The sequence below is a fragment of the Methylophilus sp. genome (assembly GCF_052437885.1).
Taxonomy (GTDB): Bacteria; Pseudomonadota; Gammaproteobacteria; order Burkholderiales; family Methylophilaceae; genus Methylophilus.
Genome location: NZ_JBQVPB010000009.1, coordinates 97,696 through 111,341, shown reverse-complemented (window position 1 = coordinate 111,341; position 13,646 = coordinate 97,696). Strand labels below are relative to the sequence as shown.

The window sequence follows — 13,646 nt, the reverse complement described above, 5'->3', positions numbered from 1 at the left end:
GCAAACGGCTGTTAGCAATGACCCAAAAATTCCAATCCATCAAAGGCTTCTATGACATTTTGCCGGAAGCCACCCCGCTGTGGTTTAAGCTGGAAGACACCGCACGCCACATTTTGAGCCAGTATGGCTACAACAATATCCGCATGCCTGTGGTAGAGCCTACCGAATTGTTCGTGCGCAGTGTAGGTGAACACACCGACATCGTCGAAAAAGAAATGTATGCCTGGCAAGATGCGCTTAACGGCGACAAACTCACCTTGCGCCCGGAAGGTACCGCCGGCTGTGTACGCGCGGTGGTTGAACATAACCTGACCTATAACGGCCCGCAACGCCTGTGGTATATGGGCCCCATGTTCCGCCATGAGAATGTACAAAAAGGCCGTCAGCGCCAGTTCCACCAGATAGGCGTGGAAGCCTTTGGTTTTGATGGCCCGGATGTAGACGCTGAACAGATAGTGCTGCTGGCACGTTTGTGGCAGGCGCTGGGTATCAAGGATGTAGAACTACAGATCAACAGCATAGGCGACGCCGATGAGCGTGCGCAATACCGCAATACACTGATCCACTATTTTGAGCAGCATGCCGAGTTACTGGATGAAGATGCCAAACGCCGTTTGCACAACAACCCCTTACGCATCTTGGATAGCAAGAACCCGCGCATGCAGGCCATGTGCGAAGCGGCACCCAAACTGATGGACGGCCTGGGTGATGCCTCTAAACAGCACTTCGCACAGCTGTGTGCCCTGCTCACGCAGGCGGGCATCGCCTACACCATCAACCACAGGCTGGTGCGCGGGCTGGATTACTACAACCGTACCGTATTTGAATGGGTGACCACCAAGCTGGGGGCACAGGGCACGATCGCCGGCGGTGGCCGCTACGACACGCTGGTAGAACGCATCGGTGGCAACGCGACCACCGCCTGTGGTTTTGGCATAGGCCTGGAACGCGTATTCCTGCTCATGCAGGAATATGGTGTCAGCGCCCAGAACCAGCCGGACATTTACCTGGTCAATGTCGGCGAGCTGGCAGAACAAAAAGCCTTTACCGTGGCGGAAACCCTGCGTAATATGGGGCTTAGCGTGGTGCTACATGCCGGTGGTGGCAGCTTTAAATCACAGATGAAGAAAGCCGACCGTAGCGGTGCCCGCTACGCCGCCATTTTTGGCGATGATGAAGCGGCGGCCAATGAGATCAGCCTGAAACCGATGCTGGGCCAGGGTGAACAGGCCCGCGTGCCATTCGAGCAAGTACTCGCCATAGTGCAAGCCGCATGATATGCCACGCCAGCAGGCCAGCAGTTGAATGACACGCAGCTTGCAACCCCAAAGCAGTTACGAACTGTGGCCACTTGTGAACTGTGGTCACTTATGCACCGGGGCCACTTATACACTGACTGGTTTTTTCATGATTAGCACCCTAGCACCCTCAATCAGATGACTGAAATTTTACGCATAGACCAGTTAAACATCGTTCCGGCGCACGCGCCGGAGCGCAAACTGGTGCGTAACGTATCGCTCTCATTGTCGCGCGGCAAAACCACCTGCATCGTCGGCGAATCGGGCAGTGGCAAAAGCCTGACCGCGCTCAGCGTGATGAAACTGTTATCCCCGCAACTGCATATGCAAGGCCATATTGTGTTTCAGGGCCAGGACCTTGCCACTCTGGATGAAAAAGCCATGCAAACACTGCGTGGCCGGCAGATAGGCATGATCTTCCAGGAGCCTATGACTTCATTGAACCCGGTTCTGACAGTCGGTTTTCAGATCGGTGAGCCTTTGCAGACACACCTGGGCCTGAGAGGCGCTGCCTTAAAACAGAAAGTCGCTGAGCTGTTGCAGCAGGTGGGCATAGACCCTGGCCGCGCCAACAGCTACCCCGATGAGCTCTCGGGTGGCCAGCGCCAACGCGTAATGATCGCCATGAGCATCGCCTGCGAACCGGCCCTGCTGATCGCAGACGAGCCGACCACGGCGCTGGATGTGACAGTGCAGGCACAGGTATTGCGCTTGTTGAAACAACTCAAAGACCGCATGCATATGGCCATGCTGTTCATCACGCATGATTTTGGCGTGGTGGCTGATATCGCCGATGAAGTGGTGGTGATGTTCAGGGGCGAGATTGTCGAAGTCGGCAGCGTCAGCCAGGTGCTGACCCGGCCGCAACACCCTTACACCAAAGCATTGCTAGCCTGTGTGCCGGATGCCGAAGGTAAAAAAGTATTGCAGCCTATGACCTATGACTGGCTGACCCCGGCCTGATGGAACGCATATGACTGATCTGATCCTGCAAGCGCGTCACCTGAGCAAGACCTATATACAGCGCACCGGCGCGCTAGGGTTAGGCAAGCAGACCATCCCCGCGCTGGATGATGTCAGCCTGCAACTCAAACGCGGCACCACCCTGGCGGTAGTCGGCGAATCGGGCAGTGGAAAATCGACCCTGGCGCGCGGCATTTTACGTTTACTGGCGCTGGATAGCGGCGAAGTGGAATTTGATGGCAGCGACTTCCTGGCTCTGGATAAATCAGCCTTACGCAGCGCGCGCCGCAATATCCAGATGATATTCCAGGACCCGTTCGCCTCGCTCAACCCGAGAATGCGGGTAGGCGATATTGTTGGCGAAGGGCTGGTGATACACGGCATGGGCACTGCCAGCCAGCAACAAGACAGTGTGCGGCAGATGCTGGAAAAAGTCGGTTTGCAGGCTGAAGACGCACAAAAATATCCTCACCAGTTTTCTGGCGGCCAACGGCAACGCATAGGTATCGCGCGTGCCCTGATACTGCAACCGAAACTGGTGGTATGCGATGAGCCGGTATCGGCACTGGATGTCTCGGTGCAGGCGCAGATCCTGCTGCTGTTAAAGCAGTTGCAGAAAGAAATGGGGCTCAGTTACCTGTTTATCACCCACGATTTAAGGGTGGTCAGACATATTGCCGACGAAGTGCTGGTGATGCAAAAAGGCAAAGTAATTGAGCAAGGAAGCGTAGAAAACATTTATAATGCACCCGATCAAATTTATACACAACAATTACTTAGCGCGATTCCCGGTCATGGCTTGCGCTCGGCGATCACCTAATCACTCACACAAAAAATAAGCAGGAAAATATCATGGCGTACGATTTGGAAGAACAGGAACAGCTGGACGAATTCAGAGTCTGGTGGAACAAGAACGGCAAGATGGCGATACGCTTGCTGCTGGCCGCCATCCTTGCCTTTGCCGGCTGGCAGGGTTACCAGACATGGATGAACAACAAAGCGACTGATGCTTCTACGGCTTATCAGACCCTGGTCAGCAACTCCCTGCTGGACGTAGACGCTAAAAAAGCCGAGCAGATCAGCAAAGATGCCGAAGCCATGCAAAAAGATTACAGCATGACCCCTTATGCTGGCAGAGCAGCCTTGTTTGCTGCACGCGCCTTGCACCAGGCCAAACAGGGCGAAGCGGCCGAAAAACAGCTGCAATGGGCAGTGGCCGAAGCCAAAGAGCCTGCTATCCAGCACATGGCAGCGATAGAGATCGCCGGCCTGCAGATAGAGCGTAATGCGCTGGATGATGCCAAAAAAACACTGGAAGCCATCAACGACAGCGGTTTTGACGGCTTGAAAAACAGCATGCTGGGTGATATCTATATCGCCAAAAAGCAGGAAAAAGAAGCAAAACAGGCTTATATTCAAGCACTTAAAGGCCTGGACCCGGAAGGCAAACTGTTCTACCTGACCCAGCAAAAACTGGACGCATTGGGTTAACATGCAACGCTTGCCGAGCTCAACTATCCTGCCTATGAAAAAAACGCATTTGCTCAACAGCCTGACTCTGGCTGCCATTTTGCTGCTAGGCAGCGGCCTGTCCGCCTGCACCGCTTTTAATGATGTCAAAACCAATCTGAGCGAAAGCATTTTTGGCGCGGAACCTGCCAATCCGCCAGTCGAACTCGAAGATATCAAGAGCTCTTACGAAACACGTATCGCCTGGTCTACCGACGTCGGTGAGCCGGGCCGTTTCACCTATGCGCCAGTGCTGGCTGATAACCAGATCTATGCGGTCAATGCCGAAGGCACAGTCACGCAACTGGCTGCTGATACCGGCAAGATACAGTGGCAAACCGAGCTGAACGAGCCTATCAGCAGCAGCGTCGGCCTCGGTGGCGGCCTGATATTGGCAGGCACCAGTAAAGGTCATTTGTATGCATTGAATATGAATGGCAAAAAATTGTGGAATGCCATCCTCAGCAGCGAGATCCAAGGCCAGCCACGTTATTTTGATGGCACAGTGATAGTGCGTACCAGTGATCACCATATTTACGGCATAGACGCCGCTGATGGCCGTCGCAAATGGGTTTATGAACGCGCCACCCCTTCGCTCTCGCTTAAGAACCAGGCGGGTATCGTGGTTGACGGCGGCGCTGTCTATGCCGGTTTCCCTGGTGGCAAACTAGTTGCGATCCGCGCCGACAATGGCAAACTGCTGTGGGAAGCCACCGTGGCGCAGCCTAAAGGCGTGACCGAGATCGAGCGTATCGCCGATATCACCAGCCTGCCATTCGTGGATGGCGCTATGGTCTATGTGGTGGCCTACCAGGGCAAAGTCGCCGGCGTAGACCGCCAGCGCGGCCAGGTCGCCTGGAGCCGCGATATTTCCAGCTATGTAGGCCTGACCGTTGATAACAACAAGATCTACTTAAGCCACACCATAGGTTCTGTCTACTCGCTGGATACCACCAATGGCAAAACCTTCTGGCGCCAGGGCAACCTGGGTTACCGCCACCTGACCGTACCATTACCAATGAGCTCTGTGGTCGCGGTGGGTGATCTTGAAGGCTATATACACCTCCTCAGTCAGGATGATGGCAGCTTCGTAGGCCGCACTCAGCTTGGCTCCAAACCAATCATGTCACTGGTTGCAGGGACTAATAACCAGTTTCTAGCACAATCACGTGATGGGCACATTTATGCCGTCACTTATAAGTAATGTTACCTACCATTGTTCTAGTTGGCCGGCCAAATGTCGGCAAATCCACTCTCTTTAACCGCCTGACAAGGTCGCGGGACGCGCTGGTTGCAGACCTGCCCGGCCTGACACGCGACCGTCACTACGGCCGCGGCCTGGGCGCAAGCCAGCCTTACCTGGTGATAGATACCGGCGGTTTTGAACCCACCGCCGATAGCGGCATCCTCAAGGAAATGGCCAAGCAGACCCTGCTGGCCATTGATGAAGCCGATGTCATTATCTTTCTGGTCGATGCACGTGCCGGACTGACCCCGCAGGAATTCACCATTGCGCAGACCTTGCGCAAGGCACAACGCCCGGTCCTGCTGGCTGTGAATAAAACCGAAGGCATGCGCAAAGCAGTGGTCAGTGCCGACTTTCACGAACTGGGCATAGGTGAACCCCTATCCATCTCCTCCGCCCATGGCGAAGGCGTGCGTGACCTGATAGAGATCGCACTGGAAACCATGGTCGCGAAAGAGGAAGAAGCCTCGCCACCTATCAACCCGGATACGCCAAGGATAGCCATCGTCGGCCGCCCTAACGTAGGCAAATCCACCCTGGTCAACGCCCTGCTCGGTGAAGACCGTGTGATCGCCTTTGACGAGCCGGGCACCACGCGCGATTCAATCGAGATAGACCTAGAAAAAGACGGCAAACACTACACCATCATAGACACTGCCGGTGTGCGCAAGCGCGGCAAAGTATTTGAAGCAGTAGAAAAATTCTCAGTGGTGAAAACCATGCAGGCGATCGAAGACGCCAACGTCGCCATCCTGGTGGTCGATGCCAAGGAAGGCATCACCGAGCAGGATGCGCACGTCGCCGCCTATATCCTGGACTCAGGTCGGGCACTGGTGGTCGCCATCAACAAGTGGGATGGTTTGCAGGACGATGAACGCGAATGGATCAAACGCGAGATCGACCGCAAACTGCAATTCCTGGACTTTGCCAAATTCCACTACATTTCTGCCCTGCGCAAAAAAGGCCTCAACGAGTTACTGGGTTCAGTTGATGTCGCCTTCAAAGCCGCCATGGCCAAGCTGGCAACGCCACAACTCACTCGCGTACTCGGCGAAGCCACTACCCAGCACCAGCCACCGATCACGCGCGGCATACGCCCCAAATTGCGCTACGCGCACCAGGGCGGCAGCAACCCGCCTATCGTGGTGGTACACGGCAACCATATCGATGGCATCAAGGATAGCTATACCCGCTACCTGGAAGGCATCTTCCGCAAAGCCTTCCAGCTGGTAGGTACGCCATTACGCGTGCAATATCACAAAGGCGATAACCCGTTTGATAAAGAAGACGAGCGCAAACAAGGCGAAGGCCTGGTCACCATGCGCCGCCGCAAAAACGAGTTGCGCGCCAAACTGAAGCAGCGTAACGAAAAGAACAAGACAAAAAAATAATTCTTTATTAAATCAGGTTTTGGCTGAGGCATGCTTGGTTCAAAACCTGATTTAAGCAGAAGACTTTAAAGTACTCGTTTTAAATCTGGATTTGATACGTCTGCCAGTGGGTGTGCTCTGCAACACCGTCATAACAAGCCCTTGCACGCAGATTGTCTTCTGCAGTCATCCAACGTATCACTGACCACTGGTTGGTCTGTCCGATAACAACCACGGCTTTAATCAATTGTCTGGCGACCCCCCGCCTCCTTAGCTCAGGCAGTACAAATATATCGTCTACATAACCACCCATACTAGCGGCAAGTGGACGCACAAATGCCCGGAAATGCAAAAGCCCGACGACATTTCCCTCCTCATCTAGCGCCACCAGCGCGTGAATCAATGGCTGGGATTGATGTATCCACTGCCAGACCTGATCTCGCATGAACTGACTCTGCTTAACGGTATAAAAGTTTGCGTAGGCAGCATATAGCTGATTCCAGGCTGCATAATCATCTGTTTTGAGTGTACGTATCGTAACGGAAAAGTTATTTGTCATGCCGAGCATTCTGATCAATTAAAGTTGCGACATAAAAAAAGGGACCTAAGGTCCCTTTTCCCAAAAAACGATAGTCAGGGCTATCGCAGCATAGGTAACAGGTTTTTAGCATTCAGGCCCAGCTCATGGCCCATGCTCGCACCCAGTTTTTTGGCGAAACGGTCGACCACGGTCTCCTGATAGGTGAAATCCACGATCTCGGACTCTTTGATCACTTCACGCGCCACAAAGTCGGCGCTGCCTTCGGCATCGGCCAGGCCGAGCTTGATGCTTTCTTCGCCGTTCCAGAACAAGCCGCTGAAGGTTTCGTTGGTCTCTTTCAGGCGATTGCCACGGCCGTCACGCACCACCTTGATAAACTGCTGGTGTATCTGGTCCAGCATGTTTTGTGCAAAGGCTTTTTGCTTGGGATTCTCAGGCGAGAACGGGTCCAGCATGCCTTTGTTATCACCGGCGGTCATCAGGCGGCGTTCAACACCGACTTTTTTCATTAATTCGGTAAAACCGTAGCCATCCATCAGCACGCCTATCGAGCCGACGATACTGGCTTTATCGACAAAAATCTTGTCCGCGGCCACGGCAATGTAATAACCGCCAGAGGCGCAGATATCTTCTACCACCGCATACACCGGCACTTCAGGGTGCAGTTTGCGCTGGCGGTGTATCTCATCATTGATGATGCCGGCTTGTACCGGGCTGCCGCCCGGGCTGTTGATACGCAAGATGATGCCTTTGGTGCCTTTATGGTCATAAGCGTCTTTCAGGCTGCTGATGACGGCATCAGCATTCACCTGGCCACCCGCTTCGATCACGCCATTGATATCGATCAGGGCAGTGTGTGCCAGCGAGGAGTTTTTATTCGCCCCTACCCAACCCAGCAGCATCAGCAGCAGGAAAAACAGGTAGAAAAAAGTCAGCGATTTGAACAGTATCGACCAGCGCCTTGAAACCTTTTGTTCCTGCAAGCCGGCCAGGGCTATTTTTTCCAGGCTGCTGATAGCCGAATCCTGAGAGGCCTGGCTGTTTTTCAGGTGTGGCGACTGCTGGTTTTCTTCTTGCATAACTCAACTTTCATTAATAAATTTTAGTCACTTGACGATTTTAATCAGTTTGCCACTATTTAGTCATCATGCGCTGAAAATAAAACTGTTCAGAACTGATCCAGGTGCACGGTCACGATACCATCGTGTTCACTGACCGGGATAGGCGACAGCGATTTACCCTGGCACGGCCCGACGATGCACCGCCCGCTCTGCGGAGAATACATGGCACCATGGGTGGCGCAGATCAGCCATTCTTGTGTCATATTGAAAAATTTTCCGTGTTCCCAGTCCAGTTCCACCGGCACATGGGCGCATCGGTTGACGTAAGCATAGGCCTTGCCCTGGTAGCGAACGACAAATCCGCTGGCATGCGGCCCCAAAGCTGGCATGGCAAAACGCAGGCCGTCGCCTTTTTCCAGCAGATCAGCACTGTTGAATGTCAGCACGGCGTCACTCATGTCGCAGCCAGCAACCAGGCACTCAATGTTGCCACATCATGAAACATGTTATCCGGCGAATACTGCTGCAAATGCGTGGCAGTTTGCGAGCCGTAACTCACCGCCGCGGTGATAACACCGGCATTTTTGCCCATTTGCATATCATATTGCGAGTCGCCTATCATCAAGGTGCGCTCGGGCATGACCACCAGTTCATCCATCAACTCGTCCAGCATCTGCGGATGCGGTTTTGAAAAGCATTCATCTACTGTTTTGGTGGCACTAAAATATTTGGCCAGGCCGGAAAGCTGCAAGGCGGCATTCAGACCACGACGGCCTTTACCTGTCGCCACTGCCTGCTTACAGCCTTTTCTGGCGATGCTGGCGATGGTTTCGCTGATGCCGGCAAACAGCAGTATGGTTTCTTCAGCGGCGTAATAGTTACGGTTGTAGTGTGTGATAAGCGCTTGCGCCTGTTCGGCCGGGATATTGCCGTACAGCACTTCTATGGATTCACGCAGGCCCAGGCCTATGATGCTGCGCGCACGCGCTTCACTGAGCACAGGCAGGCCGGCTTCATCGGCGGCTTTAATCAGCGCTTGTGTGATCATGCCAGTGGAATCGGCAATGGTGCCGTCCCAGTCCCAAACAACCAAATCAAACTGCTTCACGAGATCGCCTTCTATCATTTATTCAGATTCTTTTATTATTTAGCATTGAGTTGACGCTGGTGTTGCAAAAAAGTGTCCAGTTCTGCCGGTAATGGCGCAACCAGATGTAATGGCTCGCCGGTCAGCGGATGCGCGATGCGTGTTTCACTCGAGTGCAGATACATGCGCTTTAACCGTTGCTTGCTTAGCTGTTTATTGAGTGTGAAGTCACCATATTTATCATCACCCAGAATAGGAAAGCCCAGATGCGATAACTGCACGCGCAACTGGTGTGTACGCCCGGTGATCAGTTTGGCCTGTAGCAGGCTGAACTGCCCTAGCGCTTCTTGCAGATAAAACCAGGTCTCAGAGACTTGTGTCTCGACTTCAAAACGGCCTTTGGCGGCCTGCTGCGTGGCGATCACGCCAGCGGATTTGAGTGATTTTCTACCACCTGGTGCATTGTTGAGCAAAGGCTGCTCCACCACATGCACGCGCCGCTCACCGCTTTCAGTCACATATTTCTGCAGATCAAGAATGACCTTCTTTTTTGCTTCCTGCCACTGTCCCTGCACCATCATCACATAACGTTTATCCATTTTGTGCTGGCGCATCGCTTCGTGCAGGGCAGTCAGGGCCGAACGTTTTTTGGCGATCATCAGCACGCCGGAAGTCTCTCTATCCAGCCTGTGCACCAGTTCTAAAAACTTGGCCTGCGGGCGCTCCAGGCGTAACTGTTCGATCACGCCCAGGCTGATGCCACTGCCGCCATGCACGGCCATACCGGCCGGTTTATTCAGCGCCAGCATGGCGTCATCTTCATAGATGACCATCTCGGCCAGTTTGGGCCTGACCGCAGGCAAGCCAGGTTTAGGCGCGGCTTCTGCCATGCGTATCGGTGGCACCCTGACCTCGTCGCCCAGTTGCAGGCGATATTCGGCGGTGACGCGTTTTTTATTCACCCGCACTTCACCACTGCGCAAAATGCGATAGACGTGGCTCTTGGGCACGCCTTTTAGCACCTTGGCCAGGTAGTTGTCCACGCGCTGGGTCTCGGAAGCTTCATCCACCAGTAGCAAAGTGACTCGGTCACTGGCTGGTTTATCCTGGTGGACAGGCTTTTCCACGTTGTCTGGCGAGGCCTGTAGCGGTGTTTGTCGTGAATTCGGGGTCATATGCAGGTCTTGCTTTGCTTTATCAGGACTTATAGATATACTGTCGGCATTCTGGGTCTGCGTTTTTTCCGCTATCGTCAACAATTTTTCACATTGCTGGCAACGAAACAACCTTAGCGACAGCGGCCATTTTACTGGCCCTGCGTGTCAATTCAGAATCAAAAAATTTTGGTGAATACCGCTCGCCATCAAGTAGCGATAATTAATAGAAATACGAAACGCGAAAGCTCAAGCAGAATAATTAACGATATGAGCCCGGCGTTTGCCAAACCCGAATTTTAACGAATTTAGACTCTGCATAGGGTTTTATTTTAGTAGATAGATAGTGTTGGATCACACAGGTGGATAACAATGACACACCTGATCCAGCCTTTCATCAGCTAAACTCTGTCAGATAAGATGAGTATCAATATGATTGCCCTCGTGGTTCATTGACATACTTAAAGATTGTGCATATTGATGCCTGCACTGCTTCATTGCTTTGCAATTGCCATTGCACTGGCCTCTAGTTAAATCTGGCCTCACGTTAAATTCTGGCGGTTGATACACAACCCTGGCTCGCCCTGTACTCATTTTTATTCTGCAGCTTCGCCAAGGAGCACTGCATGAAAAGAATGTTGTTTAACGCAACGCAATCAGAAGAATTACGCGTTGCCATTGTCGATGGACAAAAACTGATAGACCTGGATATTGAACACGCTGGTAAAGAACAGCGTAAAAGCAATATCTACAAAGGGGTGATCACCCGCATTGAACCCTCACTTGAAGCCGCATTTGTCGACTACGGTACTGACAGACACGGCTTTTTGCCTTTCAAGGAAATCTCACGCAGCTACTTTCAGGAGAAACCTGAAGGTCGCGCCCGCATCCAGGATGTGCTCAAAGAAGGCCAGGAAGTCATCGTCCAGGTCGACAAAGACGAGCGCGGCAGCAAAGGTGCAGCTTTAACCACCTTTATCTCGCTGGCTGGCCGTTACCTGGTGCTGATGCCTAACAATCCACGTGGAGGCGGTGTCTCACGTCGCATTGAAGGTGAAGACCGCAATGAGTTGCGTGACACCATGGCGCAGCTGGAAGTGCCGAATGGCATGAGCATCATCGCACGTACCGCCGGCATAGGCCGTACCGCTGAAGAGCTGCAGTGGGACCTGAACTACCTGACACAATTATGGCAGGCGATCGAAGATGCTTCCAATTTCCAGCCTGGTGCTTACCTGATCTATCAGGAAAGCAGCCTGGTGATCCGTGCCATCCGTGATTACTTCAGTGCCGATATCGGCGAGATCCTGATCGACACCGCAGATGTGCATGAACAAGCCTTGCAGTTCATGAACCACGTCATGCCGGGCAATGTGACACGCGTCAAGTTGTACCAGGATGAGATCCCCCTGTTCTCACGCTTCCAGATCGAACACCAGATCGAATCTGCGTTCTCGCGTGAAGTGCGCCTGCCTTCCGGCGGTGCGATCGTGATTGACCACACTGAAGCGCTGGTGTCTATCGACGTCAACTCCGGCCGTTCCATCAAGGGCGCGGATATTGAGCAAACAGCATTTAATACCAACCTGGAAGCGTCTGAAGAAGTCGCACGCCAGATGCGCCTGCGTGACCTGGGCGGTTTAGTCGTGATCGACTTTATCGATATGGAGAACCAGCGTAACCAGCGCGATGTGGAAAATGCACTGCGTGATGCATTGCACCATGACCGTGCCCGTGTACAAATGGGCAAGATCTCGCGCTTTGGTCTGCTGGAGCTGTCACGTCAGCGCCTGCGCCCTAGCCTGGGTGAAACCAACCATATGACCTGCCCACGCTGTAACGGCACCGGCCATATCCGCGGCATAGAATCCACGGCCTTGCATATTCTGCGTATCACGCAAGAAGAAGCGATGAAAGACAACAGTGCCATCATCCAGGTACAACTACCGGTTGAAGCGGCGACTTTCCTGCTCAATGAAAAACGTGCCGATATCCACAAGATCGAACAGCGCACTGGCGTTGAGGTCATCCTCATCCCTAACATCCATATGGAAACGCCTAACTACAATATCGTGCGTATCCGCAGTGATGATGTCAATGAAGAAACCACCCAGGCCAGCTACAAAATGGTCGACCTGCCGACTGAGTCAGACTACCAGCACAGCTTAGAGCAAGCTGCGGGTCCAGGCAAAGTTGAAGCCCTGGTAAAAGGCATCACTCCGGCGACTTCTGCCCCTATCGTGGAAGAAAAACCAGTGGTGGCCGCTGTAGATCCTAAAAAATCATTCTTTGGCGTGATCAAATCCTGGTTGGGCCTGGAAGAGAAACAGGTCGTTGAAGAAACCAGCAAGCCAGCGCGCGAGACCAAAGACCAGAGTCGCGACCGCAACAAGAACCGTAACCGTCGTGACCGTGACCGTCAGCGCGAGCGCCCACAGCAGGAACGTGGCGAGCGCCCGGCCAGAGATCAGGATGCCGCCAACAAACCTAGACAGGAAAGACCGCAACAGGAAAAACCTGCAGGAAAAGACAGACAAGACAGGCCTGAAAGACAGGAAAGACAAGACAGGCAGCCGCGCCAGCCAGCGCAGGATGCAGCCAAGACCGAGACTAACCAGGCCGCATTGACCGCGCAACCAGGTGAGAACAAGGAACGTGGCGAGCGTGGCAACCGCCGCAACCGTCATGGCCGTCGTGACCGTAGGCCGCGTGATGAGTCTGGCAGCACCGAGAACACTGAAGGCCTGAACAACAATGCCCAGGTGAACGAGTCGCAAGCGGCACCACAGACCGAGGCCACTAGCCAGCCGACTGCAGCACCGGTTGCAGCCAAGGTTGAATCCAAGCCTGAAGCCAGGGTTGAGACCCAGGCCAGCGCACCGGCTGAAACGCAAACTGTAGCAAAAGCCAACAGCGCAGACACGGCTGACAATGTAGCGTCAGACAAGCCAGCGCCAGCAGCCAAAGCCGCAGAAAAAGCGCCAGCTGATGACAGCACGACAGAAAAACCGGCACGCAACCGTAGCCGCGGTGGCAAAACCGCTGCAAAAGGCCGTGGTAAAGCAGCAGAAGAGACCTCTGCTACAGCTGCGCCATCGATTGAACTGGTTGAAACAGCACCAGCTGACAAACCGGCCAGCAAACCAGCTGCTGACAAGGCAGACACTGCGGAGAAGAAACCGGCAGCACGTAAACGCAAACCGGCAGCAGCCAAAGCAACGCCTGACAGCACAGCGGCAGACCCAGGCATACAATTGGTAGAAACCAAGTCTGGTGATAGCAAACCTGCAGCTGCCGCGCCGGCAGAAGCAGCGGGCAAAGCCAAAAAGCCACGCTCAGCTGCCAAGTGGAAAAAAGATGAAGCAGCCGCTGAAGCCAACGCTATGGTGATGGTTGAAACGCAAAAGAAATAAGCAG

General features: G+C 53.6%; 12 protein-coding genes. 7 read left to right on the top strand and 5 right to left on the bottom strand.

Going from position 1 to position 13,646, the window contains the following annotated elements:
* Positions 1-17: 17 nt before the first annotated feature.
* The 6 genes from hisS to der all read left to right on the top strand — a co-directional run bounded on the left by hisS (position 18) and on the right by der (position 6,407).
* Complete coding sequence (gene hisS, locus ACT6RZ_RS10695) at positions 18-1,277, top strand: histidine--tRNA ligase (protein ID WP_444702099.1); 1,260 nt, start codon at positions 18-20, stop codon at positions 1,275-1,277.
* 159 nt (positions 1,278-1,436) lie between these two features.
* On the top strand, positions 1,437-2,261 hold the full coding sequence (locus tag ACT6RZ_RS10690) for an ATP-binding cassette domain-containing protein (protein WP_444702098.1): 825 nt from the start codon (positions 1,437-1,439) through the stop codon (positions 2,259-2,261).
* Between the two features lie 10 nt (positions 2,262-2,271).
* On the top strand, positions 2,272-3,081 hold the full coding sequence (locus ACT6RZ_RS10685; RefSeq protein WP_444702097.1) for an ATP-binding cassette domain-containing protein: 810 nt from the start codon (positions 2,272-2,274) through the stop codon (positions 3,079-3,081).
* 32 nt (positions 3,082-3,113) lie between these two features.
* On the top strand, positions 3,114-3,752 hold the full coding sequence (locus ACT6RZ_RS10680) for a YfgM family protein (protein ID WP_444702096.1): 639 nt from the start codon (positions 3,114-3,116) through the stop codon (positions 3,750-3,752).
* A 1-nt stretch (position 3,753) separates the two neighbouring features.
* On the top strand, positions 3,754-4,974 hold the full coding sequence (gene bamB, locus ACT6RZ_RS10675) for an outer membrane protein assembly factor BamB (protein ID WP_444702095.1): 1,221 nt from the start codon (positions 3,754-3,756) through the stop codon (positions 4,972-4,974).
* A complete protein-coding gene (gene der, locus ACT6RZ_RS10670) occupies positions 4,974-6,407 on the top strand; it encodes a ribosome biogenesis GTPase Der (protein WP_444702094.1) in 1,434 nt (477 codons plus the stop codon). Before bamB ends, der begins: the two co-directional genes overlap by 1 nt.
* Before the next feature lie 79 nt (positions 6,408-6,486).
* Here der and ACT6RZ_RS10665 read toward each other — a convergent pair whose 3' ends face one another.
* The 5 genes from ACT6RZ_RS10665 to ACT6RZ_RS10645 form a co-directional block, all read right to left on the bottom strand.
* The gene (locus tag ACT6RZ_RS10665) at positions 6,487-6,945 is read right to left on the bottom strand and encodes a GNAT family N-acetyltransferase (protein WP_444702093.1); all 459 of its coding nucleotides are present in this window, start codon (positions 6,943-6,945) and stop codon (positions 6,487-6,489) included.
* An 80-nt stretch (positions 6,946-7,025) separates the two neighbouring features.
* Complete coding sequence (locus ACT6RZ_RS10660; protein ID WP_444702092.1) at positions 7,026-8,006, bottom strand: S49 family peptidase; 981 nt, start codon at positions 8,004-8,006, stop codon at positions 7,026-7,028.
* Between the two features lie 89 nt (positions 8,007-8,095).
* Positions 8,096-8,446, bottom strand: coding sequence for a Rieske (2Fe-2S) protein (locus tag ACT6RZ_RS10655; RefSeq protein WP_444702091.1), 351 nt, complete (start codon positions 8,444-8,446; stop codon positions 8,096-8,098).
* Entirely contained in the window at positions 8,443-9,096 is a 654-nt protein-coding gene (locus ACT6RZ_RS10650) for an HAD family hydrolase (protein ID WP_444702090.1), read from the bottom strand. Before ACT6RZ_RS10650 ends, ACT6RZ_RS10655 begins: the two co-directional genes overlap by 4 nt.
* Before the next feature lie 35 nt (positions 9,097-9,131).
* Positions 9,132-10,250 (bottom strand): pseudouridine synthase, encoded by a 1,119-nt coding sequence (locus ACT6RZ_RS10645; RefSeq protein ID WP_444702089.1) that lies wholly within the window; start codon positions 10,248-10,250, stop codon positions 9,132-9,134.
* A 605-nt stretch (positions 10,251-10,855) separates the two neighbouring features.
* Here ACT6RZ_RS10645 and ACT6RZ_RS10640 point away from each other — a divergent pair.
* The gene (locus ACT6RZ_RS10640) at positions 10,856-13,642 is read left to right on the top strand and encodes an Rne/Rng family ribonuclease (RefSeq protein ID WP_444702088.1); all 2,787 of its coding nucleotides are present in this window, start codon (positions 10,856-10,858) and stop codon (positions 13,640-13,642) included.
* Positions 13,643-13,646: the final 4 nt, after the last annotated feature.